Source organism: Bradyrhizobium sp. USDA 4369, from assembly GCF_054056435.1.
Map to the genome: position 1 here is coordinate 2213980 of NZ_JBSRYH010000001.1, position 25663 is coordinate 2239642.

The 25663-nt window shown below is 66.8% G+C and carries 23 protein-coding genes, 2 tRNA genes and 1 pseudogene; 17 read left to right on the forward strand and 9 right to left on the reverse strand.

The window, feature by feature from the left end; translation table 11 throughout:
* The first annotated feature begins 21 nt into the window (after positions 1-21).
* Both pncB and ACVIJ6_RS10005 read left to right on the forward strand, forming a co-directional pair.
* A complete protein-coding gene (gene pncB, locus ACVIJ6_RS10000) occupies positions 22-1326 on the forward strand; it encodes a nicotinate phosphoribosyltransferase (protein WP_172238161.1) in 1305 nt (434 codons plus the stop codon).
* A 110-nt stretch (positions 1327-1436) separates the two neighbouring features.
* Positions 1437-2873, forward strand: a complete 1437-nt coding sequence (locus tag ACVIJ6_RS10005) for a caspase family protein (protein ID WP_456772582.1) — start codon at positions 1437-1439, stop codon at positions 2871-2873.
* Between the two features lie 70 nt (positions 2874-2943).
* On the opposite strand, the gene ACVIJ6_RS10010 is transcribed toward ACVIJ6_RS10005, so the two are convergent.
* Positions 2944-3018: transfer RNA gene (locus ACVIJ6_RS10010), tRNA-Gly, on the reverse strand.
* A 285-nt stretch (positions 3019-3303) separates the two neighbouring features.
* On the opposite strand from ACVIJ6_RS10010, the gene trxA reads away from it, so the two are divergent.
* Together trxA and ACVIJ6_RS10020 are read left to right on the forward strand one after the other, a co-directional pair.
* Positions 3304-4221, forward strand: a complete 918-nt coding sequence (gene trxA / locus ACVIJ6_RS10015) for a thioredoxin (RefSeq protein WP_456772583.1) — start codon at positions 3304-3306, stop codon at positions 4219-4221.
* Positions 4222-4275: 54 nt separating this feature from the next.
* The gene (locus tag ACVIJ6_RS10020; RefSeq protein WP_456772584.1) at positions 4276-4950 is read left to right on the forward strand and encodes an LON peptidase substrate-binding domain-containing protein; all 675 of its coding nucleotides are present in this window, start codon (positions 4276-4278) and stop codon (positions 4948-4950) included.
* Here ACVIJ6_RS10020 and ACVIJ6_RS10025 read toward each other — a convergent pair whose 3' ends face one another.
* The 3 genes from ACVIJ6_RS10025 to ACVIJ6_RS10035 all read right to left on the reverse strand — a co-directional run bounded on the left by ACVIJ6_RS10025 (position 4951) and on the right by ACVIJ6_RS10035 (position 6809).
* On the reverse strand, positions 4951-5781 hold the full coding sequence (locus tag ACVIJ6_RS10025; protein ID WP_456772585.1) for an FTR1 family iron permease: 831 nt from the start codon (positions 5779-5781) through the stop codon (positions 4951-4953). It lies immediately after the preceding gene.
* Positions 5782-5792: 11 nt separating this feature from the next.
* A complete protein-coding gene (locus ACVIJ6_RS10030) occupies positions 5793-6140 on the reverse strand; it encodes a cupredoxin domain-containing protein (protein ID WP_456772586.1) in 348 nt (115 codons plus the stop codon).
* A gap of 318 nt (positions 6141-6458) precedes the next feature.
* Positions 6459-6809 carry a hypothetical protein gene (locus ACVIJ6_RS10035; RefSeq protein WP_456772587.1) on the reverse strand — a complete coding sequence of 117 codons (351 nt, stop codon included), beginning with the start codon at positions 6807-6809 and terminating at the stop codon, positions 6459-6461.
* Positions 6810-6898: 89 nt separating this feature from the next.
* Here ACVIJ6_RS10035 and ACVIJ6_RS10040 point away from each other — a divergent pair, with 89 nt between their 5' ends.
* Genes ACVIJ6_RS10040 through ACVIJ6_RS10050 form a run of 3 tightly spaced genes read left to right on the forward strand, consistent with a single transcriptional unit; the run spans position 6899 to position 8620 of the window.
* Positions 6899-7441, forward strand: coding sequence for a TetR/AcrR family transcriptional regulator (locus tag ACVIJ6_RS10040; protein WP_456772588.1), 543 nt, complete (start codon positions 6899-6901; stop codon positions 7439-7441).
* A gap of 55 nt (positions 7442-7496) precedes the next feature.
* Positions 7497-7694: a Trm112 family protein gene (locus ACVIJ6_RS10045; protein ID WP_012040647.1), complete on the forward strand. Its 198-nt coding sequence runs from the start codon at positions 7497-7499 to the stop codon at positions 7692-7694.
* A 2-nt stretch (positions 7695-7696) separates the two neighbouring features.
* On the forward strand, positions 7697-8620 hold the full coding sequence (locus ACVIJ6_RS10050; protein WP_456772589.1) for an alpha/beta hydrolase: 924 nt from the start codon (positions 7697-7699) through the stop codon (positions 8618-8620).
* A 60-nt stretch (positions 8621-8680) separates the two neighbouring features.
* On the opposite strand, the pseudogene ACVIJ6_RS10055 reads toward ACVIJ6_RS10050, so the two are convergent.
* Positions 8681-9904: pseudogene (locus ACVIJ6_RS10055) on the reverse strand (ubiquinone biosynthesis hydroxylase); the annotation flags it as partial.
* Positions 9905-10053: 149 nt separating this feature from the next.
* Between ACVIJ6_RS10055 and tesB the strand changes: the two are divergent.
* The gene (gene tesB / locus ACVIJ6_RS10060; protein WP_456772590.1) at positions 10054-10929 is read left to right on the forward strand and encodes an acyl-CoA thioesterase II; all 876 of its coding nucleotides are present in this window, start codon (positions 10054-10056) and stop codon (positions 10927-10929) included.
* 5 nt (positions 10930-10934) lie between these two features.
* Here tesB and ACVIJ6_RS10065 read toward each other — a convergent pair whose 3' ends face one another.
* Positions 10935-11807, reverse strand: coding sequence for a DUF4339 domain-containing protein (locus ACVIJ6_RS10065; protein WP_456772591.1), 873 nt, complete (start codon positions 11805-11807; stop codon positions 10935-10937).
* 206 nt (positions 11808-12013) lie between these two features.
* Between ACVIJ6_RS10065 and ACVIJ6_RS10070 the strand changes: the two genes are divergently transcribed.
* The 4 genes from ACVIJ6_RS10070 to ACVIJ6_RS10085 all read left to right on the forward strand — a co-directional run bounded on the left by ACVIJ6_RS10070 (position 12014) and on the right by ACVIJ6_RS10085 (position 15960).
* The gene (locus tag ACVIJ6_RS10070) at positions 12014-12352 is read left to right on the forward strand and encodes a P-II family nitrogen regulator (protein WP_009031848.1); all 339 of its coding nucleotides are present in this window, start codon (positions 12014-12016) and stop codon (positions 12350-12352) included.
* Between the two features lie 84 nt (positions 12353-12436).
* Complete coding sequence (locus tag ACVIJ6_RS10075) at positions 12437-13747, forward strand: ammonium transporter (protein WP_456772592.1); 1311 nt, start codon at positions 12437-12439, stop codon at positions 13745-13747.
* A gap of 332 nt (positions 13748-14079) precedes the next feature.
* Complete coding sequence (locus ACVIJ6_RS10080) at positions 14080-14418, forward strand: P-II family nitrogen regulator (RefSeq protein WP_006611147.1); 339 nt, start codon at positions 14080-14082, stop codon at positions 14416-14418.
* A 39-nt stretch (positions 14419-14457) separates the two neighbouring features.
* Positions 14458-15960 carry an ammonium transporter gene (locus ACVIJ6_RS10085; RefSeq protein ID WP_456772593.1) on the forward strand — a complete coding sequence of 501 codons (1503 nt, stop codon included), beginning with the start codon at positions 14458-14460 and terminating at the stop codon, positions 15958-15960.
* Positions 15961-16913: 953 nt separating this feature from the next.
* Here ACVIJ6_RS10085 and ACVIJ6_RS10090 read toward each other — a convergent pair.
* From ACVIJ6_RS10090 to tsaD, 3 genes are all read right to left on the reverse strand, one after another.
* Positions 16914-17327, reverse strand: a complete 414-nt coding sequence (locus tag ACVIJ6_RS10090) for an EVE domain-containing protein (protein WP_456772594.1) — start codon at positions 17325-17327, stop codon at positions 16914-16916.
* Between the two features lie 232 nt (positions 17328-17559).
* The gene (locus ACVIJ6_RS10095; RefSeq protein WP_456772595.1) at positions 17560-18540 is read right to left on the reverse strand and encodes an NAD(P)H-dependent glycerol-3-phosphate dehydrogenase; all 981 of its coding nucleotides are present in this window, start codon (positions 18538-18540) and stop codon (positions 17560-17562) included.
* 209 nt (positions 18541-18749) lie between these two features.
* Positions 18750-19817, reverse strand: a complete 1068-nt coding sequence (gene tsaD, locus ACVIJ6_RS10100) for a tRNA (adenosine(37)-N6)-threonylcarbamoyltransferase complex transferase subunit TsaD (protein ID WP_456776952.1) — start codon at positions 19815-19817, stop codon at positions 18750-18752.
* Between the two features lie 140 nt (positions 19818-19957).
* Here tsaD and ACVIJ6_RS10105 point away from each other — a divergent pair, with 140 nt between their 5' ends.
* The 5 genes from ACVIJ6_RS10105 to ACVIJ6_RS10125 all read left to right on the forward strand — a co-directional run bounded on the left by ACVIJ6_RS10105 (position 19958) and on the right by ACVIJ6_RS10125 (position 25640).
* Positions 19958-20695 carry a uroporphyrinogen-III synthase gene (locus ACVIJ6_RS10105; RefSeq protein WP_456772596.1) on the forward strand — a complete coding sequence of 246 codons (738 nt, stop codon included), beginning with the start codon at positions 19958-19960 and terminating at the stop codon, positions 20693-20695.
* Between the two features lie 50 nt (positions 20696-20745).
* Positions 20746-22044, forward strand: coding sequence for a COG4223 family protein (locus ACVIJ6_RS10110; protein ID WP_456772597.1), 1299 nt, complete (start codon positions 20746-20748; stop codon positions 22042-22044).
* 7 nt (positions 22045-22051) lie between these two features.
* A complete protein-coding gene (locus ACVIJ6_RS10115; RefSeq protein WP_456772598.1) occupies positions 22052-23977 on the forward strand; it encodes a heme biosynthesis HemY N-terminal domain-containing protein in 1926 nt (641 codons plus the stop codon).
* 155 nt (positions 23978-24132) lie between these two features.
* Positions 24133-24208: transfer RNA gene (locus ACVIJ6_RS10120), tRNA-Thr, on the forward strand.
* A 184-nt stretch (positions 24209-24392) separates the two neighbouring features.
* On the forward strand, positions 24393-25640 hold the full coding sequence (locus tag ACVIJ6_RS10125; RefSeq protein ID WP_456772599.1) for a tyrosine-type recombinase/integrase: 1248 nt from the start codon (positions 24393-24395) through the stop codon (positions 25638-25640).
* The last annotated feature ends 23 nt before the right edge of the window (positions 25641-25663 follow it).

Sequence of the window (25663 nt, forward strand, 5' to 3'; positions counted from 1 at the left end):
CCAGCGCTGTAGAATTTTCGCATGACCGTCACAGATATCGCGAGCAGAACCTATAATCACGGCTGGCGCCTCGATCCGATCGTGCGCAGCCTGCTCGACACCGATTTTTATAAGCTGCTGATGCTTCAGATGATTCGGGAATTCTACCCGGATCAAAAGGTGACTTTTTCGGTGATCAACCGCACCAAACGCGTGCGGCTGGGCGACGTCATCGACGAGGGTGAGCTGCGCGCGCAGCTCGACCACGCCCGCACCATCCGCTTCACCAAGAAGGAGCTGATCTGGCTGGCCGGCAACACCTTCTACGGCAAGACCCACATGTTCTCGCCGGACTTCCTGGCCTGGCTCGCCCATTTCCGCCTGCCCGAATACGAGCTGCACAAGGCCGACGGCCAGTACGAGTTGCATTTCCACGGGCCATGGACCCACACCACGATGTGGGAGATCCCGGCGCTGGCGATCGTCAACGAGCTGCGCTCCCGCCAGGCGATGAAAGGTCAGGGCCGTTTCGCGCTCGACGTGCTGTTCGCGCGCGCCAAGGCCAAGCTGTGGGCCAAGGTCGAGCGGCTACGCAGACTGGAGGGGCTGCGGCTGTCGGATTTCGGCACCCGCCGCCGCCACGGCTTCCTGTGGCAGCGCTGGTGTGTCGAGGCGGTCAAGGAAGGCCTGGGCCCGTCCTTCACCGGCACCTCGAACGTGCTGCTGGCGATGGACAATGATCTCGAAGCGATCGGCACCAATGCCCATGAGCTGCCGATGGTCGCGGCGGCGCTCGCCAGGGATGACGACGAACTGCGCTTTGCGCCGTACCGGATTCTCGACCAATGGCGGCAGACCTATGCCGGCAACCTCCTGATCGCGTTGCCCGACGCGTTCGGCACCAAGGCCTTCTTGCGCGACGCGCCGGACTGGGTCGCCGACTGGACCGGCTTCCGCCCCGACAGCGCGCCGCCGATCGAGGCCGGCGAGGAGATCATCGCCTGGTGGAAGTCGAAGGGCCGCGATCCCAAGCAGAAGCTCTTGGTGTTCTCCGATGCGATGGATGTCGAATCGATCGAGCAGATCCATCATCGCTTCTCCGACCGGGTGCGGCTGTCATTCGGCTGGGGCACCAACCTGACCAACGATTTCGTCGGCTGCGCGCCGGACGGCTCGGTCGATCTCGACCCGATTTCGCTGGTCTGCAAGGTCACGTCGGTCGACGGCCAGCCCGCGGTAAAACTGTCCGACAACCCGGAGAAGGCGACCGGCGATCCCGCCGAGATCGCCCGTTACCTGCGCGTGTTCGGCGATGCCGGCCGGGTGCGGACGCCCGTGGTCGTCTGAGCCGCGGAACGCAGTATCGCGCAGGCGCCAAACGATTCTTGTTCCTGTTTTGTTCAGCTTGCGGTAAAATCAGCGGGCGAGCAGGTCAAAACCGGCAGGAGATTGTCGTCATGCATGGGCTGAGCGGCCGAGGCACACAGCTGTGGTCCGCAATCATCATCGTCATCGCAATGTTCACCGCTGCAGAGCCAGCGGCAGCCGACAAGCGCGTGGCGCTGGTGATCGGCAATTCCATTCACGAACATGCACCGCTGCTGGACGAGCCTGCGACCGATGCCCGGCTGCTGGCCGACAGGCTCACGCGGCTCGGCTTCACCTTGAGCGGCGGCGCTGCCCAGATCGACCTCGACAGAAAGGGTTTTGACCGCGCGCTGGCCGAGTTCAAGGGGCGGATCGCCGATGCGGACCTCGCGCTGATCTACTACGCCGGCTACGGGCTCAATCTCAACGGGGCCAGCTACCTCGTTCCGGTCGATGCGGCGCCGACCAAGGCTGACGACCTAGCCACCGAGCTGCGCGACCTCGGCGCGATCCTGCGCGAGCTGGACGGGCCGAGCGGCCGGCAGAACGTCGTCATCCTCGATGCATTCCGCGCCAATCCGTTCGCTGCGCGCGGCATCGCCGGACTGGCCGCAGGCGTCGTTCCGGTCGGCATGCCCGCGCGGACCGTGCTGTCCTTTGCCGCGCAAGCGGGGACCATCGGCCAGCGCGGCCCGGACGGGCACAGCGTGTTCACGGCCGCACTTGCGGACGTGCTCCGGCAGCCCGGCCCACGCCTGATCGACATCTTCAACCAGACCAACACGGCGGTGCAGCGCGCCACGAGCGGCGCGCAGCAGCCCTTCGTGATGTTCACCCTGCTCGACGGCGGTGCCCAGCTCAGCCCGGCCGCGGCCAAGCCCACAAGCCCGGTCGCCAACCAGGCCCCCGCTCCGCCGCGCCCTGCTGCTCCGCCGATCCCCGCCGCGTCACCCGTGGCAGCCGATGCAAGGACGCCCGGCCTCGCCGTGTTGTATGACGAGGACGTTTCGGAGCCCCGGGGCAAGCGCTATTCCGGCTCGGTCGTCTGGCGATTGGAGACCATCAAGAGCGCGCAATCGGGAGCAGACACGGCGGCGATCCGCGCCGAGATCGATATTCCCGAGCGCAAGCTGACAGTGAGCCTGCAGCTGCGGCGCAACGACGATCCGGCCCTGCCGGCCAGCCACGTCGCCGAGCTCACCTTCAAGCCGGCACCCGAATTCGTCGGCGGTGCGATCAGCAACGTGCCGGGGATGCTGATGAAGACGAGCGAACAGGCGCGCGGGACGCCGCTGGCGGGGCTCGCCGTGAAGATCACCGAGGGATCGTTCCTCGTCGGCCTGTCCAACGTCGAGGCCGATCGCGCACGCAACGAGGAGCTCCTGGCCGGTCGCGAATGGTTCGATATTCCGCTCGTCTATGCCAGCCAGCGCCGCGGTATCCTGGCGATCGGCAAAGGTCCGAGCGGGGACAGGGTGTTTGCCGACGCGTTCGCGGCCTGGGGCAGATCCCAGGCAGCCAAATGATCACCTTTCGTGATCACATCCAGATGATCGGGGGTGCTGCGAGGAGGAAGCAATCGCGGAGCGAGATATTTGGAGCGGGCGAAGGGGTTCGAACCCTCGACCCCGACCTTGGCAAGGTCGTGCTCTACCACTGAGCTACACCCGCATCCGTGACCACTGGGCGGCGTGGCCGCCAGCGACGGGCAGACCTATGCCAAAAGCCGCGGACGAATGCAACAGGTCTGCGACAGCTTTCGTCGCGGAACAGTATCGTTTTTTACGTCCAGGGCGCCCCACCGATGGAAACCGAGCAATTGGCGGGTTCGGGCATGAACAGATTGAAATTTCCGGGAGGACCGCCACTTAAAGCGGAGGAAACCGTGTATTGAGGCACGGCGGCGGCCGGTTCCGGCCGGCCGGCCATCCCAGCATTTTCGGACGAGGGATTCCCGTGACCATTGTTGAGCAGGGCGGCGGAACGGCACAGGTGCCGGATCTGATCAAGGACACCACGACGCAGAGCTTCGTTAAGGATGTCATCGAAGAATCGAAGCGTCAGCCGGTTCTCATCGACTTCTGGGCTCCCTGGTGCGGCCCGTGCAAGCAGCTGACTCCGATCCTGGAGAAGGTCGTCAAGGCCGCCAAGGGCAAGGTCAAGCTGGTCAAGATGAATATCGACGAGCACCCGGCCATTCCCGGCCAGATGGGCATCCAATCGATTCCGGCGGTGATTGCGTTTGTCGGCGGCAGGCCTGCCGATGGGTTCATGGGCGCCGTTCCCGAGAGTCAGGTCAGTGCCTTCATCGAGAAGCTGACCAAGGGCGTTCCGGGTGTCGGCGAACCGGACATTGGCGAGATTCTCAAGGAAGCCGAAGCCGTGTTGGCCGAGGGCGACCCAGCGGGCGCCGCACAGATCTATGCTGAGGTCCTGTCGTTCGACGCCGCCAACATCGCGGCTCTGGCGGGACTTGCCAAATGTTACGTCGAGACCGGCGCGATCGAGCAGGCCCGCGACACGCTCGCACAAGTCCCGGAAGCCAAGCGCGGCGATTCCGCGGTCTCGGCGGTGCAGGCGGCGATCGATCTTGCCGAACAGGCGCAGTCGCTCGGACCGATCGGCGAGCTCGAACAAAAGGTCGCCGCTAATCCGCTGGATCATCAGGCGCGTTTCGATCTGGCCACCGCGTTGAACGCCGCGGGCAAGCGGAAGGAAGCCACCGATCAATTGCTCGAGATCGTCAAGCGCGACCGCAAGTGGAACGAGGATGGCGCGCGCAAGCAGCTCGTGCAATTCTTCGAGGCTTGGGGCGGCGCCGACGAGGCCACCATTGAGGGCCGCAAGCGGCTGTCGACGATCCTGTTCTCGTAGACCGGCGGGGCCCACGCTTCAGCGGATACGGGTTTAGCGGACACGAGGTATCGCATGCCGATCAATGCCGAATATCGCGGTCCTGCCGAACTGCCGGAGGTCATTCCGGTGTTTCCGCTGGCCGGCGCCCTGCTGCTGCCGCGCGGCCAAATGCCGCTCAACATTTTCGAGCCGCGCTATCTCGCGATGGTCGACGACGCGTTCCGCGACGGTCGTCGGCTGATCGGCATGATCCAGCCCGACGTCAGCCATTCCTCCAGCGAGGAGCGTCCGGCCCTGTTCAAGGTGGGCTGCGTCGGCAGGATCACGCAACTCGCCGAGTCCGGAGACGGGCGCTACATCCTCGAACTGACCGGCGTGTCCCGCTTCAAGGTCATCGAGGAGATGTCGGTGCTGACGCCGTACCGGCAGTGCAAGGTCGACTATTTTCCGTATGTCGACGACTTCAAGGCCCGCAAGGGCGAGGACGCCGTTGATCGCGAGGCCCTGCTGGCCGTGCTCACCGACTTCCTGAAGGCCAACAATCTCAAGGTCGACTGGGCGGGCATCGAGGCGGCCCCGAACGAGGCGCTCGTCAACGCGCTGGCCATGATGTCGCCGTATGGTCCGGCCGAAAAGCAGGCCATGCTCGAAGCGCCGGACCTGAAAACCCGCGCCGAGATCCTGATCGCCGTGACCGAGATGGATCTCGCCAAGAAGCGGACCTCGGGCGATCCGCCGCTGCAATGATCATTCGGCCGCGACCACGCGCGGCGCGCGCGTTCCCGCTGTCAAGCGCATCAATATCACCGTGAGCAGGATCACCCCGACATAGGCGGCGAGCTGCATCACCGTCGGCTGGTCGGTATATCCAATCAGCGCCTTCAGGGTCCGGCCGGCGACCCCGCCTTCGGGCAGAACAGCGCTCGAATCCCACACCACCTGATCGAACGAGGTCAGCCAGTTGGCGCGAGCGAGAAAGAACACTGCCTGGGCCGCCATACCGGCCGACAGCAGCGTGATCAGCACGGTGGTGGTCTTGAACAAGGCGCGCGGCGGAATCCGCATCAGACCGAAATAGGTCGCAAGACAGACGGCCACGCCGAGCAGCAGGCCCAAGGCGCCGCCGCCGAGCAGCGCGCGACCGCCGCCATCGCTTGTGGCCGCGACACCATAGAGGAACAGCGCGACTTCGCTGCCTTCGCGGAGCACGGCGATGGCGATCACGGTCGCCAACGCAACCAACGGCCTTGCGCCGTCGACTACCGCCAGCCCCATCGTCCGCAGCTCGTCCGCCATCTCACGACCATGCCGGGCCATCCAGACATTGTGCCACGTCAGCATGATCACCGCCGTCGACAGGATGGCCGCGTTGAACAGCTCCTGCCCCATGCCCTCGAACAGCTGGGTCAACGTCCCGGCAAAGGCCGCGACGGCACAGGCGCCGACAAACCCGGCAAACAATCCGCCGCCGATCCAACGCAGCCGATACGGCACGGAGCTCGTGACCGCGAGCACGATGCCGACGATCAGACCGGCCTCGAACACTTCACGAAAGACGATGATCAGCGCGGCAAGCATGAGACCACCCTTTACTGAACGATGAGGAAACCGCGTGCTTTTTCGTTGAAGTCGTTATGGAATTCGTAGCGTCCCGACTTCACCGCCCGAACGTTGAGGACGGCCTCGCTGTTGCCCGCAACGACCTTTTCGATCTTGAGCGTCTCACTCTCGAACTCCATCGCCTTGGCATCCATGTTCTTGACGCGGATGGTCAGCGGCGCGTCGGCCGGCACGGTCGGCTCTTTCGGCTCGAATTGTCCATTCGCATAAGTGAGGCAGATCTCGTTCCGCCCGTCTGCCTGCGCCTGCGTCATCGCCAGCATCACGCCGAGGCTGCCGGCAACGACCATCAACTTCCGCACCACGTCGACCAACATCGATCAGTCCCCTCGTATCACGACAAACAAATCGGAGAACTGGTACGCGGCCTCTCGATGGCGAGTACCCGTTCGCGACGACGAACAGCTAATCGGCCCGCCGCCGGGTCTGCAAAGAGACTCCTTCTAAGTTGGAACCATTCTTCGCGAATATGTCTTGGCAGTGGCGAGTGCTTGGCTGCCAACGGTCGTCCGGCGTTGTTTCGTTAAGATCGTTCGTCGGCTTGCCACACTGCCGCCGCGCATTGCTGTTTTGCGGCAAAACATTGACCGCCGATCAGAGCAGGTAAACGACGTGAGACTGGTGTCCGGCGCGTCTCAATAGCCCGCTGCGGCGAGCACAGCGGCTCCCGCGAGCATGACCCAGCCGAAATGGCGCGCGCGTGTCGCCACGGCATTGGCGCAGGCGGCGGACGCGAACACGACGATGGCCGTGATCGCGATCCAATGCCGCGCGGGCTCCGAGCCCATCCAGGGCGCAGCAATCAGCAACAGGCCATAGCCGATCCATGCCACCGTGCCCGCCTGCCACACCAGGCGGAGCAAGGTGCGGAGCCGCTCCGGCGTGATGTTGGCCCGCGCGAACACGGTGGTCTCGCCGAGCAGGCCATGGATCAGTGCCACGACGACCACCACCAATCCGGCACACTGCAACAGGATATCGCGCATCGCCGCCTCCATACAGTTATGTATGGAGCCTGCCCGAGAGGATGGCGCCCGTCAATACACTTATGTATGGTCGATCAGGTGGTGGCGACATGAACGAACAGCTCTCGGCGAAGGACTGGCTGGACCAGGGTCTCAAGGTGCTGGCCAGCAGCGGCTTCACCGCGCTGAAGGCCGAGCCGATGGCCAAGGTGATGGGGGTGTCGCGCGGCAGCTTCTACTGGCACTTTGCCGACGTGGCCGCGTTCCATGCCGCGTTGCTGAAGCATTGGCGCGACATCGCGGCCGAGCAGATCATCAGCGGGGTCGAGGCGAGCGCTGGCGATGAACCGGCGATCGCCGTGCTGCTGCGTCGCAGCTTTACCATCAGGCTCAGTCTGGAGCGGGCTGTCCGCAGCTGGGCCGCGTCGGACGCGGCGGCGCAGCACGCCGTGCAGGCGATCGACAAGCGCCGGCTGGACTATATCGAGGGCTTGCTCACCGCCCGATGTCTACCGCCGGATGTCGCCCAGGCCCGCGCGCAAGTGCTGTACTGGGCGTTTCTCGGCCACGCATTGTCCGGCCGACCGCTGCCGGTCGGACAGCAGCAGGGGGTGCTCGGCGAGCTGATCCGGATCGCGCTGCATGAGCCTTGAGTGACGACAGCCCGACCGTGAATATGTTAGGACAGCGCCCGCCGGAGACCATGCCATGAACGCCCCGCTCGATCGCCCCGCCAATTCCGTCGACCCCAAGCTGCTCGAGATCCTGGTCTGCCCCATGACCAAGGGGCCGCTTGAGTATGACGCCGCCAAACAGGAGTTGATCTCCCGCTCGGCCAAGCTCGCTTATCCGATCCGCGACGGCATTCCGATCATGCTGCCCGAGGAAGCGCGGAAGATCGGCTGACAATGCGCTCGGCCCTGATTCGCTGCGCGCTTGCCCTCGTCGCCCTCACCTCGGCAGCGACGGCTGAGGAGAGCACGATCCGCGTCGGCGCGCTCGACGCCGTTCTCACGACCCCCGCAGGCGTCGAGCGGCCGCCGGTCGCGCTCCTGATCGCCGGGTCCGGGTCGACGGATCGGGACGGCAACGGGCCGCAGCTCAAGCCGGCGACGTTGAAGAAGCTGGCCGATCAGCTCGCCGCCCGCGGCATCGCCAGCCTGCGCTTCGACAAGAGAGGCGCGCGCGGCTGGAAGGCGGACTTCGGCAGACCGGAGAACTTCCGCTTCAAGGACTATGTGACCGACGCAGCCGCTTTGGTCGATTCCCTGCGCGGCAAGTTCGCCCGCATCGCGCTCGTCGGCCACAGCGAGGGTGGCCTGGTGGCGATCCTCACCGCCCGACGCACGCCGGTCGACCGCCTGATCCTGCTTGCGACCTCGGCGCGGCGGCAGGGCGACCTGCTGAAGACGCAGCTCGAGCGGAAGCTGCCTGCTGCCAAGATGGAGCCGGTCGCGAAGGCGATCGACGCCATCATGGCCGGGCAGATCGTCGATCCGCCGCCCCCTGACCTGCCGATCGCGCCCCAGATGCAGCCCGGCATCGGCTCGGCCTTCGCGGAGGACCCGATCGATCCGCTGAAGCAGATCACGATCCCGATCCTGATCGTCGGCGGCGCCCGCGACAGCCAGATTGCGCGGCTCGACATGGTCGCGCTCGCCGCCGCCGCGCCTGCCGCCAAGACGCTCTGGCTGCCGGAGATGAATCACGTGCTGGTCGACGTCGCCAATGAGGACGAGAACCTCGCCTCCTATAACGACCCGGACCGCCCGCTCGACCCCGACATGGTCGAGGCCGTCGCCGGCTTCATCGCGGCCGCAGGCCCGCGCTGAGCTCCTTGTTGGAGCATGATCCTTTCGGAAAGCCGGTTACAGCTTGTCCGGATCAATGCTCTACAGCGCCTCCCCCTTCAACAGCCGCGGCATCTCACCGGTCAGGCCCGCGGCCTGCTTGATGAACAGCTCCTTCAACGGCGGCGCGCGATCGACGATCCCGAGGCCGATGTCGCGCACGGCGCGCAGCAAGGTCGATTTGTTCGAGAACAGGAAGTTCAGCGAGTTGGTGGCGACGCCCATCGCCATCGTGTCGAAGCGCCGCCAGCGCTGGTAGCTTTCGAGCACGTCGACCTGCCCCGGATCGATTCCCATGCGGGCGGCGTCGACAACCACCTGAGCCAGCGCCGCAACGTCCTTCAGCCCCATATTGAGGCCCTGTCCCGCGATCGGATGGATCACATGGGCGGCGTCGCCGACCAGCGCCAGCCGCGGCGCGATGAATGAACGCGCCACGAAATAGGACAGCGGGAACGCGCGCGGCTGGTCGAGCACCTTCAACTCGCCGAGGTGAAGACCGGCGCGCTTCTCGAGCTCGGCATGGAATTCGTCGGCGCTCAGTTCGACGAGGCGTTTTGCCTCCTTGCGGCGCTCGGTCCACACCAGCGACGAGCGCTTGCCGGTCAGCGGCAGGATCGCGAACGGACCGGGCGGCAGGAAATGCTCCTCGGCGCGGCCGCCATGATCCCGCTCATGGCCGACCGTGACGACGATGCCGGACTGGTCGTAGTCCCAGCCATGGGTCTGGATGCCGGCGCGCTCGCGCAGCTTCGAGCGTGCGCCGTCGGCCGCCACCAGCAGGCTGGCCTCGCGCTCGCTGCCGTCGCCCAGCGTGACGGTGACAGCGTCCGTCCGGGTCTTGAAGCCGGTCACCTGCATCGCCTTCAGCTCGACACCGGCGGCCTCCGCGTGCCGGACCAGGGCGTCGATCAACAGCCGGTTTTCGACCATATGCGCAAACGGCTCGCCGGCCTCGACCTGGCCCGCAAAGGTCAGGAAGGCCGGCCGCGTGGCATCCTCGAGCTTGGAATCGGTGATGACCATGTCGAGGATCGGCTGCGCCTCCGGCGCGACATCGGCCCAGACGCCGATCGCGTCGAACAGCTTGCGGCAGGCGGCGACGATGGCGCTGGCGCGCGGATCGCGGCTCGGCCGGTTGGCGAGCGCCGGATCGACCACGATCACCGGCACCTCGGCACCGAGTCCCTGCCGGAGCGCAAGCGCGAGCGCCAGGCCGGCGAAGGCCCCGCCGCAAATGACAATGCTTCGCTGTGTCGTCATGCCACTCTGCTCACGGTTGCTCTTGCGGGTGGACTATAGCTAGGCGAAACAGGGGCGTGAACCAAGGGCCGCCAACCCAGGCCGTCATTTCCGGATGCCTGTCCCGCTTTGGCGCGGCGGGCACCGGCGGCCGAGCCAGCGAAAGCACCGCCATGTCCAAGGGACTGATCGACCTGATCTCGATCCTCGACCTCGAGCCGATCGAGGTGAACCTGTTCCGCGGCAACAGCCCGAAGACCAGCTGGCAGCGCGTGTTCGGCGGCCAGGTCATCGGCCAGGCGATGATGGCAGCCTGCCGCACCGTCGAGGGCCGGCTGCCGCATTCGCTGCACTGCTATTTCATCCTGCCCGGCGATCCGCAGGTGCCGATCATCTACCAGGTCGAGCGCCTGCGCGACGGCAAGAGCTATGCGACCCGGCGCGTCACCGCGATCCAGCACGGCAACGCCATCTTCTCGATCATGGTCTCGTTCCACAGCGACGAGGAGAGCGCGTTCAACCACCAGGACAGGATGCCGGACGTCCCGCCGCCGGAGAAGCTCACCGCGGAGGAGATCTCCAAGCAGCCGATGTTTCAGGAGGTCTTCCAGCGGATGCCGGATTTCATCCGCCGCTATTACGAATCCGATCGTCCCATCGAGCTGCGCCCGGTCGAGCTCAGCCGCTATTTCGGCCAGAAGATCGACGACGGCCGCATTCACGTCTGGATCAAGACGGCGGCCACGCTGCCGGACGACCCGGCGCTGCACATGTGCGCGCTGGCCTATGCGTCGGACTTCTCGCTGCTCGACGCGGTCATGGCGCGCTATGGCCGGACCTTGTTCGACAAGCGCATGATGCCGGCCTCGCTGGACCATGCGATGTGGTTTCACCGGCCGTTCCGCGCCGACGAATGGCTGCTGTATGCGCAGGATTCGCCGAGCGCGCAGGGCGGCCGCGGGCTGACCCGCGGCTCGATCTTCAAGCCCGACGGCACGCTGGTCGCCTCGGTCGCGCAGGAGGGCTCGATCCGCGAGCGAAGGGCGTAGCCGCGTCACACCGGCTGCGCGGAGCGTGGCACGAGCGCGAATTGCGACACGTACCAGGTGCTGTACCAGCGCAGGAGCCACGGGATCGGAATGATGAAGGCGCAGCCCACCGCAAACAGCAGCGTGCGCCACAGCACATCCAGCCCGGAGGCGTTGAACACCAGCTCGCGCCGGGAGCCCTGGACGTTGCGGCAGATCCAGCGCATCCAGGCCGTCAGCACCCAGGCCCAGCCGATGATGGTGATCGCCGACACCAGCGTTGCGAGATACCAGCCGAAATAGGCGAGCGGGCTGCCTTCGAAGCGAAGCGGCAGCGGTTCGCCATTCGATGCGATCTTGGTGGCCACCCAGCGCAGGATCATCCAGCCCAGCAGCGCCTGTCCGACCACTGAGACGAGCTGCAAGAATGGCCTGTCGCTGGTGCCGATATAGGTCAGCACGCCCAGACCGACGAAGACGTACCAGATGTCGAGCGGCTGGCCGGTGAAGCTGAGATTGGGTCGACCGGGCACCCTGATCCGCTCGACCACATAGCGGTAGAGATAGACCGCGGTCCAAGGCGCGAGAATGATGACGAGCTGGCCGACGACGTACAGCAACGCCCAGCCGAAATAGGGCCAGGTGTCCAGCTTGGCCGAGAGCGCACCGGCCGAGGCAGGGCCAGCCGGATCGAAAGCAGGTGCGGCCGGTGGGATCTCGGGCACCCCCGACATCAGCCCGGGAATGCGTCCGGCCTTCTCCCAGCCGGCCATGCCGTCGCTCCAGAGCAGCGTGTCGGCGGTCACGACACTCCTGGCGATCAGGTCGCGCAGTTCGTCCTCTGATATGGGCCCCTGTTGCTGACCTTGCGCTGCGTAATACCAGGAACGATTCGACATAGTGGGTCCTTGGCTGGAGGAAGGCGGAAAACGTCTTCGATCTGTCGGGCGATGCCGCATTTCGTTCAGTGATATCGGTCACTCCTTGACGTTTTCGCTTAACGCTGCGCTCATTTTGTGCCATTTGCCTAGCAACAGCCCAAACGGCCGCCCGCAATCTGCCTTCGAAACAGGCTGCCTAGCTCCGAGGAACCCAAGGCCCGACCATGAAGCTCGTCGTCGCGATCATCAAACCTTTCAAGCTCGACGAGGTGCGCCAGGCCCTCACCGCGATCGGCGTCCACGGCATGACCGTGACCGAGGTCAAGGGCTATGGCCGCCAGAAGGGCCACACTGAGATCTATCGGGGTGCCGAATACATCGTGAATTTCCTGCCCAAGCTGCGCATCGAGATCGCGGTCAATTCCGACATCGCCGACAAGGCGGTCGAGGTGATCACCACGCATGCGCGCACCGGCCAGATCGGCGACGGCAAGATCTTCGTGACGCCGATTGATCACGCCCGCCGCATCCGCACCGGCGAAACCGACAGCGACGCGCTGTAGGCCGTCGCGACGGCGGCACGCCCGCCGCAACGGCGCGGCGGCGGAAGACATCTCAATCTGATCTGACATGCCGGGGGGACTGTCATGGGGACCTATGCGTCTCGTTGCCTTCGCGCGTCTGCAGCTTCGGCTGCAGCAGGCGCGGCCATCTTCACCACGCCCGCCTGGGCGGCGGCGCCATCGACGATCGAACCGGCCGACACCGCCTGGATGATCGTGGCCACGGCCCTCGTGTTGATGATGACCATCCCGGGGCTGGCGCTGTTCTACTCGGGCATGGTGCGCAAGAAGAACGTGCTGGCGACGATGGCGCAGAGTCTGGCCGCGGTCATGCTGATCTCGATCCTGTGGGTCGCGTTCGGCTATTCGCTGGCCTTCGTCGGCGAGGGCGCCTGGATCGGCACGCTCGACCGTGCCTTCCTCGCCGGCATGGGCATGGAGAGCGTGCATCCGGGAGCCAAGACGATCCCGGAGGCGCTGTTCATGCTGTACCAGATGACCTTCGCGATCATCACGGTGGCGCTGGTGGCGGGCTCGGTGGCCGATCGCATGCGCTTCTCGGCCTATCTGGTGTTCGGCGTCGCCTGGTTCATCTTCGTCTATCTGCCGCTGGCGCATTGGATCTGGGGCGGCGGCTTCCTCGCCCAGGCCGGCGTGGTCGATTTTGCCGGCGGCCTCGTGGTGCATCTGTCCGCTGGCACCGGCGGCCTGGTCGCGGCCGTGGTCATGGGGCGCCGCCACGGCTATGGCAGCGAGAACCTGTCGCCGTTCGACCTGTCGCTCGCCGTCGTCGGCACCGGCCTGCTCTGGGTCGGCTGGTTCGGCTTCAACGGCGGCTCGGCGCTCGGCGCCAACGCGCATGCCGTGATGGCCATCCTGACCACGCATCTTGCCGCCTGCGCCGGCGCCGTCACCTGGGGCGCGCTGGAATGGTCGACCCGTCGCAAGCCGTCGGTGCTCGGCATGATCTCGGGGGCGGTCGCCGGCCTTGGCACCATCACCCCGGCATCGGGCTTCGTTGCGCCCTGGCACGGCCTGGTCATCGGCGCACTGGCCGGCATCATCTGCTACTGGGCCTGCACCTCGCTGAAGCACCGCTTCAACTACGATGATTCGCTCGATGTGTTCGGCGTCCACGGCGTCGGCGGCCTCACCGGCACAGTGCTGGCTGGCGTCTTCGCCACCGCGGCGATCGGCGGCACCGCCGGGCTGATCGAGGGCAACCCGAAGCAGCTCGTGGCCCAGCTCTACGGCGTCGCAGTCACTCTGGTCTGGTCGGGCGGCGTGACCTGGGGTCTCCTGAAACTGGTCAGTGTCTTCGTGCCGTTGCGGGTGTCCCGCGAGCAGGAACTCGAGGGTCTCGACATCTCCCAGCACGGCGAAGCGCTGCAATAATTGCAGGATTTGGCGGCAATTGACCTGTTCTGAGTCGGGGAATTCTGCCCGCGCAGTGAGCAGCATTGTGTCTTGAGCCTGGCATGCGCAATTTTTGCGCATATCTGCCCATTCTCTGGGCGCGACGGAATGGCGCAGCCCCCGTCTTCCCCCCTGAAGGCCGAAAAGGTCAGGATTCACGGCTTGTTAGCCCTGACCGACCGACTGGCACGGCATTTGATTCTAAGTGCCCCGGCTGTGCCCGCGTCGTGAAGCTCTCTCCGCGTGGTGAACCTCAGTCGACAAGCAGCGCTCGGTAACGTCCGTGCCGGGCCCAAGCGGGGATAGGACCCATGAAAATTGTTATGGCGATCATTAAGCCATTCAAGCTCGAAGAAGTCCGGGACGCCCTGACCGCCATCGGCGTTCATGGTCTCACGGTGACCGAAGTGAAGGGGTACGGCCGCCAGAAAGGCCACACGGAAATCTACCGCGGCGCCGAATATGCGGTGAGCTTCCTGCCCAAAATCAAGATCGAAGTCGCGATCCCGTCGGACCAGGTCGACAAGACCATCGACGCCATCTCTTCGGCCGCCAAGACCGGCCAGATCGGCGACGGCAAGATCTTCGTCATCAGCCTCGACCACGCCGTGCGCATCCGCACCGGCGAAGCGGACGCTGCGGCTCTCTGATTTCGCGCTCAAACCTGAACACTTACGGAGTAGAATGAAATGACGTTCAAGCGTCCAACCAGCGCGGGATGGGTTACGCTCGCAATCGCAGGGCTCTGCGTCGCTGGCCTCGTCGATGTGGCGTTCGCCGAAGATGCGCCGGCCGCCGCGGCTGCCGCCGCCCCCGTTCCCAACAAGGGCGACACCGCCTGGATGCTCTTGTCCAGCGCGCTCGTCCTGATGATGGCCGTCCCCGGCCTCGCGCTGTTCTATGGCGGCCTCGTCCGCACCAAGAACATGGCCTCGGTTTTGACCCAGGTGTTCGCGATCGTCGCCATGGTCGGCGTGGTCTGGACGCTGTACGGCTACTCGATGGCCTTCACCGATGGCGGCAGCATGACCGCGTGGGTCGGAGGCTTCTCCAAGGCCTTCATGCACGGCATCGACGCCAACTCGACGGCCGCGACCTTCTCGAACGGCGTCGTGATCCCGGAACTCTCCTACTTCGTGTTCCAGATGACCTTCGCGATGATCACCCCGGCCCTGATCGTCGGTGCCTTCGCCGAGCGCATCAAGTTCTCGGCGGTGATGCTGTTCGTGCTGCTCTGGGTGACGTTCATCTACTTCCCGATCGCGCACTGGGTCTGGTACATCGCCGCGCCGGATGATATCGCCGCCGCTGCCAAGGCTCTCGCTGCCGCTGGCGACGCTGCTGCCAAGACCGCCGCCCAGGCCAAGCTCGACGAAGTCACCGGTGCGGTCGGCTGGCTCGCCGGCGCTGGCGCCCTCGACTTCGCGGGCGGCACCGTGGTGCACATCAATGCCGGTATCGCGGGCCTCGTCGGCGCCGTGCTGATCGGCAAGCGCACCGGCTACGGCAAGGAGCTGATGGCCCCGCACTCGCTGACCATGACCATGATCGGCGCCTCGCTGCTGTGGGTCGGCTGGTTCGGCTTCAATGCCGGTTCGAACCTGGAATCGAACGGCGTCACCGCGCTGGCCTTCGTCAACACCATGGTCGCCACCGCCGGTGCGGCACTGTCCTGGCTGCTCTGCGAATGGGCCGTCAAGGGCAAGCCCTCGCTGCTCGGCATCTGCTCGGGTGCGATCGCCGGTCTCGTCGCCGTCACACCGGCCTCCGGTCTCGCCGGCCCGATCGGCGCACTGGTCCTCGGCCTGATCGTCTCGCCGGTCTGCTTGTTCTTCGTCTCCACCGTGAAGAATTCGCTGGGCTATGACGACGCGCTCGACGTGTTCGGCGTGCACTGCATCGGCGGCATCATCGGCGCTCTGGCCACCGGCATCCTGGTCAACCCGGCCCTCGGCGGCGTCGGCATCACCGACTACACCAACATCACCGGCAACAACGCCGGCACCTACGACTTCGCCACGCAGATGCTGGCGCAGGTCAAGGCTGTCGTCGCCACGCTGGTGTGGTCGGGTGTCGGCTCGGCGATCCTCTACAAGGTCGTCGACGTGGTCATCGGCCTGCGCCCGACCGTCGAGCAGGAGCGCGAGGGTCTGGACATCACCGACCACGGCGAGCGCGCCTACAACTACTGAGTTCTCCCGGGACTTGGTCCCACCGGACCAGGTCCGCAACTTCGGTTCGGGCAGATACCCGGCAATGCCCTGACCGTTGAGGGGCTCCAGCGCAAGCTGGGGCCCCTTTCTTTTTGCGGCGATCTCGCTTGTCGTTCCCGCGATTTCGCAGCAGCGCCGCGGACACGGCGCGAGAGCCGATCGCGCGCCAAACACCCGTTGTCGTCCGCGCGAACGCGGGGACCCATACCGCGTGACGTCCGAAACAGGCATGCTGCAAGTCCCGCGCAAGACAACTGGCCCCCGTGGTTATGGGTCCCCGCATTCGCGGGGACGACAGTGGAGGTTGGCGCAGCCGGCGTTGCCTCCGAGAAGCAATTAGAATACGTGCGCCATCATCCCCGCCGCGCATCTGCGCCCGAGTTGTGCTGAATTCATCGCCCTCGACAAACAGAGGGCGCGGGGAAGGCCGGGCGCTGGCCGCGCCCGTGGCCCGCCTGCGAAAAAGAATGCAGGCGGCAGGTACCACAGGTCTGGCCGGACACGCCCGGCCCTCCCCGCGCGACGGTTTTAACGGCTGCTTCGCGTTCTCCCTGGTGCACCGGGCTTGTTGGCCACCATGCGCACGATGCGCTCACACGCATCGCGCGGGATATCAGCATCGGGATATCAGGACCGCGCGACTTGACCGTGCGTGCATCGCCGTTCGTCCGCGCAAGACACTCACGCTGCGTCGACGCGCGCCCATCGCATCCCACTGCCAACGGTTCGTGACGGTCGCGAAACGCCCCCCATGCGGCAGCAGGGACGCGCGGAAAGGTGCAGCTGATTTGCCCGACGATGCAACGCGGGCAGCGTGCGACAAACTGGCTCGACGGGCAAAATACGCATGGCCGCGATGCCGTCAGCCACCCCGTCAATCGAGTGTCATAACGGCCTTCGTGCAGGCGACATGACAGGATCGGCTCGCGCCGCTACACCCCGCCCATCTTGCACACCAGCTTCCACTCCTCGGGCGTCACTGGCTGCACCGACAGGCGCGACAGCTTGACCAGAGCCATCTCGGCGAGCTTCGGCTCGGCCTTGATGGCGGCGAGCGTCACCGGGGTCTTGAAGGGTTTGTGGGCCTTGATGTCGACGCAAACGAACTTGCCCGTCTTGTCGGTCGGATCCGGATAGGCCTCCTTGATGATCTCGGCGATGCCGACGATCTCCTTGCCCTCGTTGGAATGGTAGTAGAAGGCGAGCTCGCCCGTCTTCATCGCCACCAGGTTCTGCCGCGCCGTGTAGTTGCGCACGCCGGTCCAGGCCTCGCCCTTGGCGCCCTTCTCCACCTGCTGGTCCCAGGACCACACCGAGGGTTCGGATTTCACCAGCCAGTAGCTCATGATGCTCGTCTCTTTCCACTCGTCATGATCGGGCCGCGGCGGCAGGCGCCTGTTGCGCGAGCCCCGGCCGTGCGCGTCTCTGATCGCAACGCATTATCAAGACGTGGAGGCCCGCGACAAGCGCGGGCATGACGGCGGAGGACGGCGCAACCCGTTCGTCAACATGGAAGAACGTCGCGACTAGCGTCGAGCACCCGCGCCGTTTGCGCGTCGTGCCGGTCCGGCGGCCGGCTCACTCCTCCGCCTTGAACGGGCGCTGCATCAGCCCCTCGATCGCGGCATCGATCGTGACGACGCCCGCGAGAATCGCCGCCACCGCCTGCGCGACCGGCATCTCGACGCCGCGCGCGGCGGCGAGCTCGACCAGCACCGGCGCCGTGTATTGCCCCTCGGCCAGCTTGCCGGCCGGCAGCGGCTCGCCGCGGCCGAGCGCGAGGCCAGCGGCGAAGTTGCGCGATTGCGGGCCAGCGCAGGTCAGGATTAGATCGCCGAGACCCGAGAGGCCGGTCAGCGTCTCGCTGCGCGCGCCATGGGCGCGGCCGAGCCGCACCAGTTCGGCAAAGCCGCGCGTGGTCAGCGCTGCCAGCGCCGACGCGCCGAGCTGCCGTCCCGCCACGATGCCCGCCGCGATCGCGAGCACATTCTTGGCGGCGCCGCCGATCTCGACGCCGCGCACATCGATGGAGTGATAGGGCCGGAAGGTCGGCGAGCCCAGCGCCTGGACCAACGCCGCCGCCAGCGCCTCGTCGGGGGCGGCGAGCGTGACCGCCGTCGGCAGCCCGCGCGCGACATCGTCGGCGAAGCTCGGGCCGGACAGGATCGCAGGCGTCGCGCGCGGCGCGGCTTCGGCGATCACCTCGGTCATGAATTTGTGGGTGCCATGCTCGATGCCCTTGGCACAGGCGACGAGCGGCGTGCCGGCTGCAAGCAGCGGCGCCACCTGCATGACGGCGCCGCGCAGATGCTGCGCGGGAACGACGAGCAGGACGGCCTCGGCACGCGCGGCCGTGGCGAGATCGGCGGTGACCGCGATGCTCGACGCGAGCGGAATGCCAGGCAGGCGCGGATTCTCGCGGGCGCTTACAATGCGCGCGGCATGATCGGCATCGCGGGCATAGAGCGTCACGGCACGCCCGGCGCGCGCGGCGACGGCGGCGAGCGCCGTGCCCCAGGCCCCGGCGCCGATGATGGAGATGGTCTGAAAGCCCGTCATCAGCGGCGAACTCAGCTGCGCTCCCTCCCCCCTTGTGGGGGAGGGCTGGGGAGGGGGGTGCCCCAAGCGACAATCTCCAGGGGGCTACCCCCACCCCCTCCCCGCAAGGGGGAGGGGAGCGCAACGAACGCGGCGCGCCGGCTCGCGCGATCATGCCCAGGAGCCCGGCTCAAAAGATAGCTTGCGCCAGAACGTAATTCCGCCACCGCTTAAAACCCCGCGCGCGTATTCGCGAACTTGCCGGGGACTTGCGCATTCGCATCCAGCAGCCAGCGGGCGCGCGGCGCGGCGTCCATGCCGTCGACCATGCCGAGGGCGAGGCGCTCAAGGCCGGCCCAGGCGATCATCGCGCCATTGTCGGTGCACAGCGCCGGCGGCGGCACGATCAGGCGGGTGCCGGCCTGCTGCGCAACATCGTCCAAGGCGGCGCGGATCGCCTGATTGGCCGCGACGCCGCCGGCAGCGACCAGCGCGTTGGGCGCACCGAAGCGCTGCTTAAACAGATCGAGGCCGACGCGCAGGCGGTCGGCGGTCGACTCCAGCACCGCGGCCTGGAAGCTCGCGCAGAGATCGGCAATATCCTGCGCGCTGACATGCGCGATCCGGCCGATCTCGTTGCGCACGGCGGTCTTCAGCCCGGACAGCGAGAAATTGGCGTCGCTGCGGCCCTGCATCGGACGCGGAAAAGCGAAGCGTGCGGCGTCGCCGTTGCGGGCCGCCTCTTCGACCTGCGGCCCGCCGGGATAGGGCAGGCCGAGCATCTTCGCCACCTTGTCGAACGCCTCACCCATCGCATCGTCGACGGTCGTGCCGAGCCTGACATAGTCGCCAACGCCGGCCACCGCGACGATCTGGGTGTGGCCGCCGGAAGCCAGGAACAGGCAATAGGGGAAATCGATTGCATCAGTCAGGCGCGGCGTCAGCGCATGCGCCTCGAGATGATTGACGGCGATCAACGGAGTATCATGCACCAGCGCGATCGCCTTCGCCGTGGTGAGCCCGACGATCACGCCGCCGATCAAGCCGGGGCCGGCGGCCGCGGCGACGCCATCGAGATCGGCATAATCGATGCCGGCTTCGCGCATCGCCGCATCGATGAGATGATCGAGCATGTCGACATGGGCGCGCGCGGCGATCTCGGGAACCACGCCGCCATACAGGGCGTGCTCGTCGGTTTGCGAGTGCACCACGTTGGAAAGGATCCGCCCCTTGCCGTCCGAATCACGCGCAACCACCGCCGCGGCGGTCTCGTCGCAGGTGGTTTCGATGCCGAGCACGAGCGTTGTCGAATCGTTACCCAATCTCAACCCTTTTGGTCATTATGAGTGCGCAGAACCGCCTAACACCACGAGGTCGCCAGGTGCAATCGTTCGTCCGTTGCAGCCCGGCTGATCCGTATTCGACGGGAGCATAGCACATGGCCGTGCTCGTCACCCGTCCCGCTCCCGACAATGATCGCAGTGCGGCCGCGCTTCGTGCGCGCGGCTTCGAGGTGCTGCTGGCGCCGATGTTGCGATTCGAGCCCGTGGTGCTGCCCGACGAGGCCGGCCGCGATGCCGCGGCTGTCATCGTGACGTCGTCGAACGCACTGCGCGCGGCAGCACCTCAGCTCGCGCGGTCCGCCTTGCTGAACCTGCCGCTGTTCGCGGTCGGCGACCACACCGCGGCAGCGGCGCGCCAGGCCGGCTTCACGCAGGTGATGTCAGCCGATGGCGATGCAGGCGCCTTGCGCGATCTTGTCACGCGTGAGCTCGGCAACGGCCGCATCAAGCCGGATGCGCCGCTGCTCTATCTCGCCGGAGCCGACATTTCGCGCGATCTCGCGGGCGAGCTCGCCGGGCGCGGCTTCGAAGTGATCACCCAGACCGTCTACCGCATGGCGCCGGTGGCGACGCTGCCGCGCGACGTCTGCGATGCATTCGCAAAGAACGCCATCACGGCCGTGTTGCATTATTCGCGGCGAAGTGCCGCGGCCTTCGTCGCGGCGATCAGGGCCGATGGCGTCGAAATTTCGGCGCTGGCCGTGCCGCATTGCTGCATGTCGGCCAATGTCGCCGAAGTGCTGCGCGAGGCCGGCGCGACGCAGGTCACAATCGCGGCGCATCCGAATGAAAACGACATGCTGGAAGGGCTGACCCGTGCGCTACGGTCGTGAATGGCGTAAGAGGGCCTGCTCAATCTTGCCTCAGCCAGGGAACTTCCACCATGGTCGATGAACCCGACACCGTTGCACCGGCCTCCGATACCGGGCGGCCGAAACGGCCACCGCCGACCATCGACCTGGAGCCGACCTCGCGCGAGGAGCGTCCATCGGCTGCCGAGAGCGCGGCCGAGCGGCCGGCCGCCTCACCCTGGTCAGCCCCGGCCGAGGCCGTCGCCGAGGGATCGTCGGGCGCCGCGAGCCAGTCGCATCCCCATGCGGCGCCGGACGCCGCACCCGAAGCGGCCGAAAGCGCGACGCCCGAGGAGCCTGTCGCCGCGGCCGAGCCGCCGCGCGCCGACACGCCTCCACCGCCCCGTCCGGTATCGCCCTGGATCATCGCGCCGTTCTCCGGCGCGGCCGCAGCGGCGCTGGTGATCGGCGTCGGCTGGATGCTGGGCTGGCCGCCGGTCCAACCGCCGTCGGCCACGGCGCCCCAGGACGCAGCCGTCGCGGAGCTGACCTCGCGCGTTGCGGGGCTGGAGCAGCGCATCGGCAGACCGGATACGGCCGTGACCGGCCGGCTCGACGCGGCCGACAAGGCGATCGCGGCGGTGCGGAACGACATTGCCGGCCTGCGCGCGCAGTCTGACAAGACGATCGCGGCGCTCAACGACGTCAAGGCTCAGCCACGCGATGGCGCCGCACCGGTCCCCGCGCCCGCCCCGGTCGACCTGTCCGGGCTGATTGCGCGAATCGACGCGCTGGAGCGGGCCAGCAGGAGCCAGAGCGCGGCGCTGGCGCAGGAGAGCCAGAAGCTCGCCGACGCCGCCAAGCCCGCCGACGATGCGCCGCTACGCCGGGTGGTCGCTGCCACGCTGCTCGACGTCGCCGTCCGCCATGGCGATCCCTATGCCGCGGCGCTGTCGACCGCGAAATCGCTGGCGCCCGATGCCGCCGCGCTGAAACCGCTGGACGTCTTTGCCGCCACCGGCGTGCCGAGTCCGGCGGCGCTCAGCCGCGATCTCCTCACCATCGTGCCGAAGCTGGCGCCGCCCGCCCCGGAAGGCACCACGGGTAGCTCGATCCTGAGCAAGCTCTCGGCCGGCGCCGCGGGCCTGGTGAAGGTCGAGCGCACCGACGGCGCCGGCACCGACCGCGGCGCGGTCGTGGCGCGGATCACCGCGGCCGCGCTGCGCAATGATTTCGCAGAGGCGCGGCGCGAGCTGAAGGGACTGTCGCCTGACGAGCGCGCCCCCGCCAAAGACTGGCTCGAGAAGGCCGATGCCCGCGACGCGGCGCTGTCGACCGCCCGCAAATTTGCTGACGACGCGATGACCGCGCTCGCCAAACCCGCGCAGTAGGACGCCCATGCTCCGGATCGTTGTCTTCCTCATCCTGGTCGGGCTCGCCGCCGCGGGCTCGGCCTGGGTCGCCGAGCAGACCGGCGATGTCGTGCTGAACTGGGGCCCGTGGCGAGTCGCCATGACCCTGCCAGTCTTCGTGCTGGCGCTCGGCCTGACCATCGCGGCCTGCGTCCTGGTCTGGAACCTCATCAGCGCGCTGTTGCGGGCGCCGGGGCGGATTCGCAACCATCACCGCACCCGCCGCCATCAGCGCGGACGGCACGCCATCACCCACGGCCTGCTGGCCATCGGCCATGGCGATCTGACCGCGGCACGCCAGCATGCCGATGCTGCCAAGCGGCTCGCCGGCGACGATCCGCTGACCCTGCTGCTGCATGCGCAGGCCGCCCAGCTCGGCGGCGATCGCGATGGTGCGCAGCGTGCTTTCCGGGCGATGGCCGAGCGCCACGACACCCGGCTGCTCGGCCTGCGCGGCCTGTTCATCGAGGCGCAGCGCGCCGACGACGCCTATGCCGCGGTCATGATCGCCGACGAAGCGCTCAAGCTTGCGCCGAACGCGACCTGGGCCTCGCACGCCGTGCTCGGCTTCCGCTGCGCCCAGGGCGACTGGAACGGCGCGCTTGCGATCCTGGACAGCAACTATACCGCCGGCATGATCGACAAGCCGGCCTATCGCCGCCAGCGCGGCGTGCTGCTGACCGCGCGCGCCATGGCGCTGGAGACCGAGAACCGCGATCTGGCGCGATCGAGCGCGATGGAGGCGGTGAAGCTGGCCCCGACGCTGGTTCCGGCCGCGGTGCTGGCGGCAAAATTCGAGAGCGAGGCCCACCAGGTGCGCCGCGCGATGAAGATCATCGAGGCGGCCTGGGCGGCCTGCCCGCATCCCGACCTCGCCGACGCCTATGCCCATGTGCGGCTCGGCGATTCCGCGCGGCAGCGGCTCACGCGGATCGAGAACCTCGCCGCCCGCACGCGGGATCATATCGAGGGCGCGCTGGCGATCGCTCGCGCGGCAATCGACGCCGCCGAGTTCGGCCGCGCCCGCGCCGCTCTGGCGCCGTTCACCGACGACCCGACCCAGCGCGTGGCGATGCTGATGGCCGAGTTGGAGCGAACCGAGCATGGCGACGCCGGCAAGTCACGCGAATGGACCCTGCGCGCGGTGCGCGCCCGCCACGACCCGGCCTGGACCGCGGACGGCTATGTCAGCGACCATTGGCGACCGATCTCGCCAGTGACCGGCCGGCTCGACGCCTTCCAATGGCAGATGCCAGTCGCCAGCCTGCCCTCGGAGCGCAACAGCGTCATCGAGAGCTCCGAATTCGCCGATGCGGTGCTGGCGCCGCCGAGCCGCGCCGCCATTCCCGAGGGCCTGGCGGAGCCGCCGCGCGAGGTCGCCCGTCAGAATCAGCCGGAGGTGATCGCGCCGACCCCGCAGGACAATGTTCCGCCGCGGCCCGCCGAGACTGCGGTGTCCGAGCCGGCTGTGGACACACCTGTGCAAGAGCCCGTGGACAAGCCTGTCGACAGGCCGGTGGATAACCCTGTTGAAAAGGCCGAGGACAACCGGCTGATCGAGGTGAGCAGCGCGGCGCCGGCCGAGCCCGCACCGCCGCTGCAAGCGTCCGGACCGACCGATACCGACAGCGAGGCGCCTGAAGCCGAGCGGAACGAGGCGGAGAGCGAGGCCGAGGCGCCTGCCAAGCCGGCCGACCCGGTGGCCACCGCGCCGACGCCGCTGTTCCGCACCCGCACCGATCTCGGCAAGCCGCCGGAGACGCCGCTCCAGACGATCGTTCCGATCATGCGGCCCCCCGATGATCCCGGCGTCGACGACGAGGATCAGGCGCGCGACGAGTTTGCCGAGCAGATCGCGCCCAAGGCGCAGGCCGGCGGCTGGCGCGGCTTCTGGTCGCGCTTCGGTAGCTAGCGACGGCCGGTCCCGCCGTCCGCCGGTTCCGGGTCACAGCGGTGCGATTCCACGCCATGGCGTCGCGCGTTGTCCTTGCCAACCGCCGATTGGCCCGATATCAGGATCGCGTTCGCGTGGTCCGGCGTCATGCTGGGCACGCGCTGCTTTGGTTCGCCGCAATAGCTCAGCTGGTAGAGCACGTCATTCGTAATGACGGGGTCGGGGGTTCGAGTCCCTCTTGCGGCACCACCTCCCTTCCGCAGCCGTTCTCCCCCGTTCGTTTTCAGCCGACAAAGCACTGAAAACAATACGTTTTCATCACTTAACGACTTTCATGGTTCGTTCCCGTTCGTTGACAGGCGGAAAGATTGTTGGCCTTCTTGTTGGCCTTTAACCCGATGCGATTTTGCAAAGGCCAACATTTGGGGCGAGCATGGCGGGTGGAAAACTCACGGATGCGGCTGTCAGGAACGCCAAGCCCAATGGGCGGCTGGTGAAGCTGTCGGACGGCGGCGGCCTGCAATTGTGGCTCACGCCGAGCGGCGGCAAGCTCTGGAATTTCGCCTATCGGTTCGGCGGCAAGCAGAAGAAGCTCGCCATCGGCGAATACGGCAAGGCCCCGGCTGGCGTGCCGCTGGAAGCTGCCAGGAAGCTCAGGGATGAAGCAACGGGCCTTTTGCGGGAAGGCATCGATCCGGCCATGCGGAAGCGCCAAGCGAAGGCCGCGCGCGCCGAGGCCCAGGCCAACACGTTCAATGTTCTGGCCGATGAGCTGCTGGCCAAGAAGAAGCGGGAGGGCGTTGCGACCACCACCGCCGGCAAGCTGGGATGGCTGCTCAGCTTGGCCAAGGCAGATCTGGGACCACTGCCGATCGGCGACATCGCCGCTGGCGAAATCTTGCGGGTGCTGCAACCGCTGGAAGCGGCCGGCAAGCTCGAAACGGCAAAACGCCTGCGGGCGGTCATCGGTGCCGTGTTCCGCTATGCCGTCACCACCGCCCGTGCCAATGCGGACCCGACCCAGGCGCTGCGCGGCGCAATCGCCTCGCCAAAGCCGAAGCACCGGGCGGCGATTATCGAGCCTGTGGCGTTCGGCGGTTTGCTGCGGGCGATTGACGGCTTTCAGGGCCAGCCAACGACAAAGGCCGCGCTGCAGTTGATCGCCTTGCTGGCGCCGCGACCGGGCGAGCTGCGTCACGCGACCTGGACTGAATTCGATCTCGACGTTGGCGTTTGGAACATCCCTGCCGAGCGGACAAAGATGCGCCGACCCCACCGCGTTCCGCTTCCTGCGCAGGCTGTCGCCATTTTGCGAGACCTACATACGATCACGGGACGGGGCGTAGCCGGGCTGGTCTTTCCCGGCCTGCGCTCCGTGGCACGGCCGATCAGCGAAAACACGCTTTGCGCGGCGTTGCGCCGCCTCGGCTATTCGAACGATGAGATGGTCGCGCATGGCTTCCGCTCGACCTTTTCGACGTTGGCCAACGAGAGCGGCAAATGGAGCGTCAACGCCATCGAGGCGGCACTGGCACATGTCGAGCCGAATGCCGTGCGCCGCGCCTATGCTCGGGGTGATTACTGGGACGAGCGCGTCAAACTGATGACTTGGTGGGCAGACTACATCGATACGCTGCGCCAAGGTGCGCGCGTGCTGAAATTCACGGGAGTGTCAGCATGAGCGGCCATGTCTGACCGGCTGCT

Bases quoted from the DNA above. Each gene is read 5' to 3' on its own strand.
- pncB (WP_172238161.1), top strand. From the start codon at position 22: ATGACCGTCACAGATATCGCGAGCAGAACCTATAATCACGGCTGGCGC.
- ACVIJ6_RS10005 (WP_456772582.1), top strand. From the start codon at position 1,437: ATGCATGGGCTGAGCGGCCGAGGCACACAGCTGTGGTCCGCAATCATC.
- ACVIJ6_RS10020 (WP_456772584.1), top strand. From the start codon at position 4,276: ATGCCGATCAATGCCGAATATCGCGGTCCTGCCGAACTGCCGGAGGTC.
- ACVIJ6_RS10025 (WP_456772585.1), bottom strand. From the start codon at position 5,781: ATGCTTGCCGCGCTGATCATCGTCTTTCGTGAAGTGTTCGAGGCCGGT.
- ACVIJ6_RS10030 (WP_456772586.1), bottom strand. From the start codon at position 6,140: ATGTTGGTCGACGTGGTGCGGAAGTTGATGGTCGTTGCCGGCAGCCTC.
- ACVIJ6_RS10035 (WP_456772587.1), bottom strand. From the start codon at position 6,809: ATGCGCGATATCCTGTTGCAGTGTGCCGGATTGGTGGTGGTCGTCGTG.
- ACVIJ6_RS10040 (WP_456772588.1), top strand. From the start codon at position 6,899: ATGAACGAACAGCTCTCGGCGAAGGACTGGCTGGACCAGGGTCTCAAG.
- ACVIJ6_RS10045 (WP_012040647.1), top strand. From the start codon at position 7,497: ATGAACGCCCCGCTCGATCGCCCCGCCAATTCCGTCGACCCCAAGCTG.
- ACVIJ6_RS10050 (WP_456772589.1), top strand. From the start codon at position 7,697: ATGCGCTCGGCCCTGATTCGCTGCGCGCTTGCCCTCGTCGCCCTCACC.
- tesB (WP_456772590.1), top strand. From the start codon at position 10,054: ATGTCCAAGGGACTGATCGACCTGATCTCGATCCTCGACCTCGAGCCG.
- ACVIJ6_RS10065 (WP_456772591.1), bottom strand. From the start codon at position 11,807: ATGTCGAATCGTTCCTGGTATTACGCAGCGCAAGGTCAGCAACAGGGG.
- ACVIJ6_RS10070 (WP_009031848.1), top strand. From the start codon at position 12,014: ATGAAGCTCGTCGTCGCGATCATCAAACCTTTCAAGCTCGACGAGGTG.
- ACVIJ6_RS10075 (WP_456772592.1), top strand. From the start codon at position 12,437: ATGGGGACCTATGCGTCTCGTTGCCTTCGCGCGTCTGCAGCTTCGGCT.
- ACVIJ6_RS10080 (WP_006611147.1), top strand. From the start codon at position 14,080: ATGAAAATTGTTATGGCGATCATTAAGCCATTCAAGCTCGAAGAAGTC.
- ACVIJ6_RS10085 (WP_456772593.1), top strand. From the start codon at position 14,458: ATGACGTTCAAGCGTCCAACCAGCGCGGGATGGGTTACGCTCGCAATC.
- ACVIJ6_RS10090 (WP_456772594.1), bottom strand. From the start codon at position 17,327: ATGAGCTACTGGCTGGTGAAATCCGAACCCTCGGTGTGGTCCTGGGAC.
- ACVIJ6_RS10095 (WP_456772595.1), bottom strand. From the start codon at position 18,540: ATGACGGGCTTTCAGACCATCTCCATCATCGGCGCCGGGGCCTGGGGC.
- ACVIJ6_RS10105 (WP_456772596.1), top strand. From the start codon at position 19,958: ATGGCCGTGCTCGTCACCCGTCCCGCTCCCGACAATGATCGCAGTGCG.
- ACVIJ6_RS10110 (WP_456772597.1), top strand. From the start codon at position 20,746: ATGGTCGATGAACCCGACACCGTTGCACCGGCCTCCGATACCGGGCGG.
- ACVIJ6_RS10115 (WP_456772598.1), top strand. From the start codon at position 22,052: ATGCTCCGGATCGTTGTCTTCCTCATCCTGGTCGGGCTCGCCGCCGCG.
- ACVIJ6_RS10125 (WP_456772599.1), top strand. From the start codon at position 24,393: ATGGCGGGTGGAAAACTCACGGATGCGGCTGTCAGGAACGCCAAGCCC.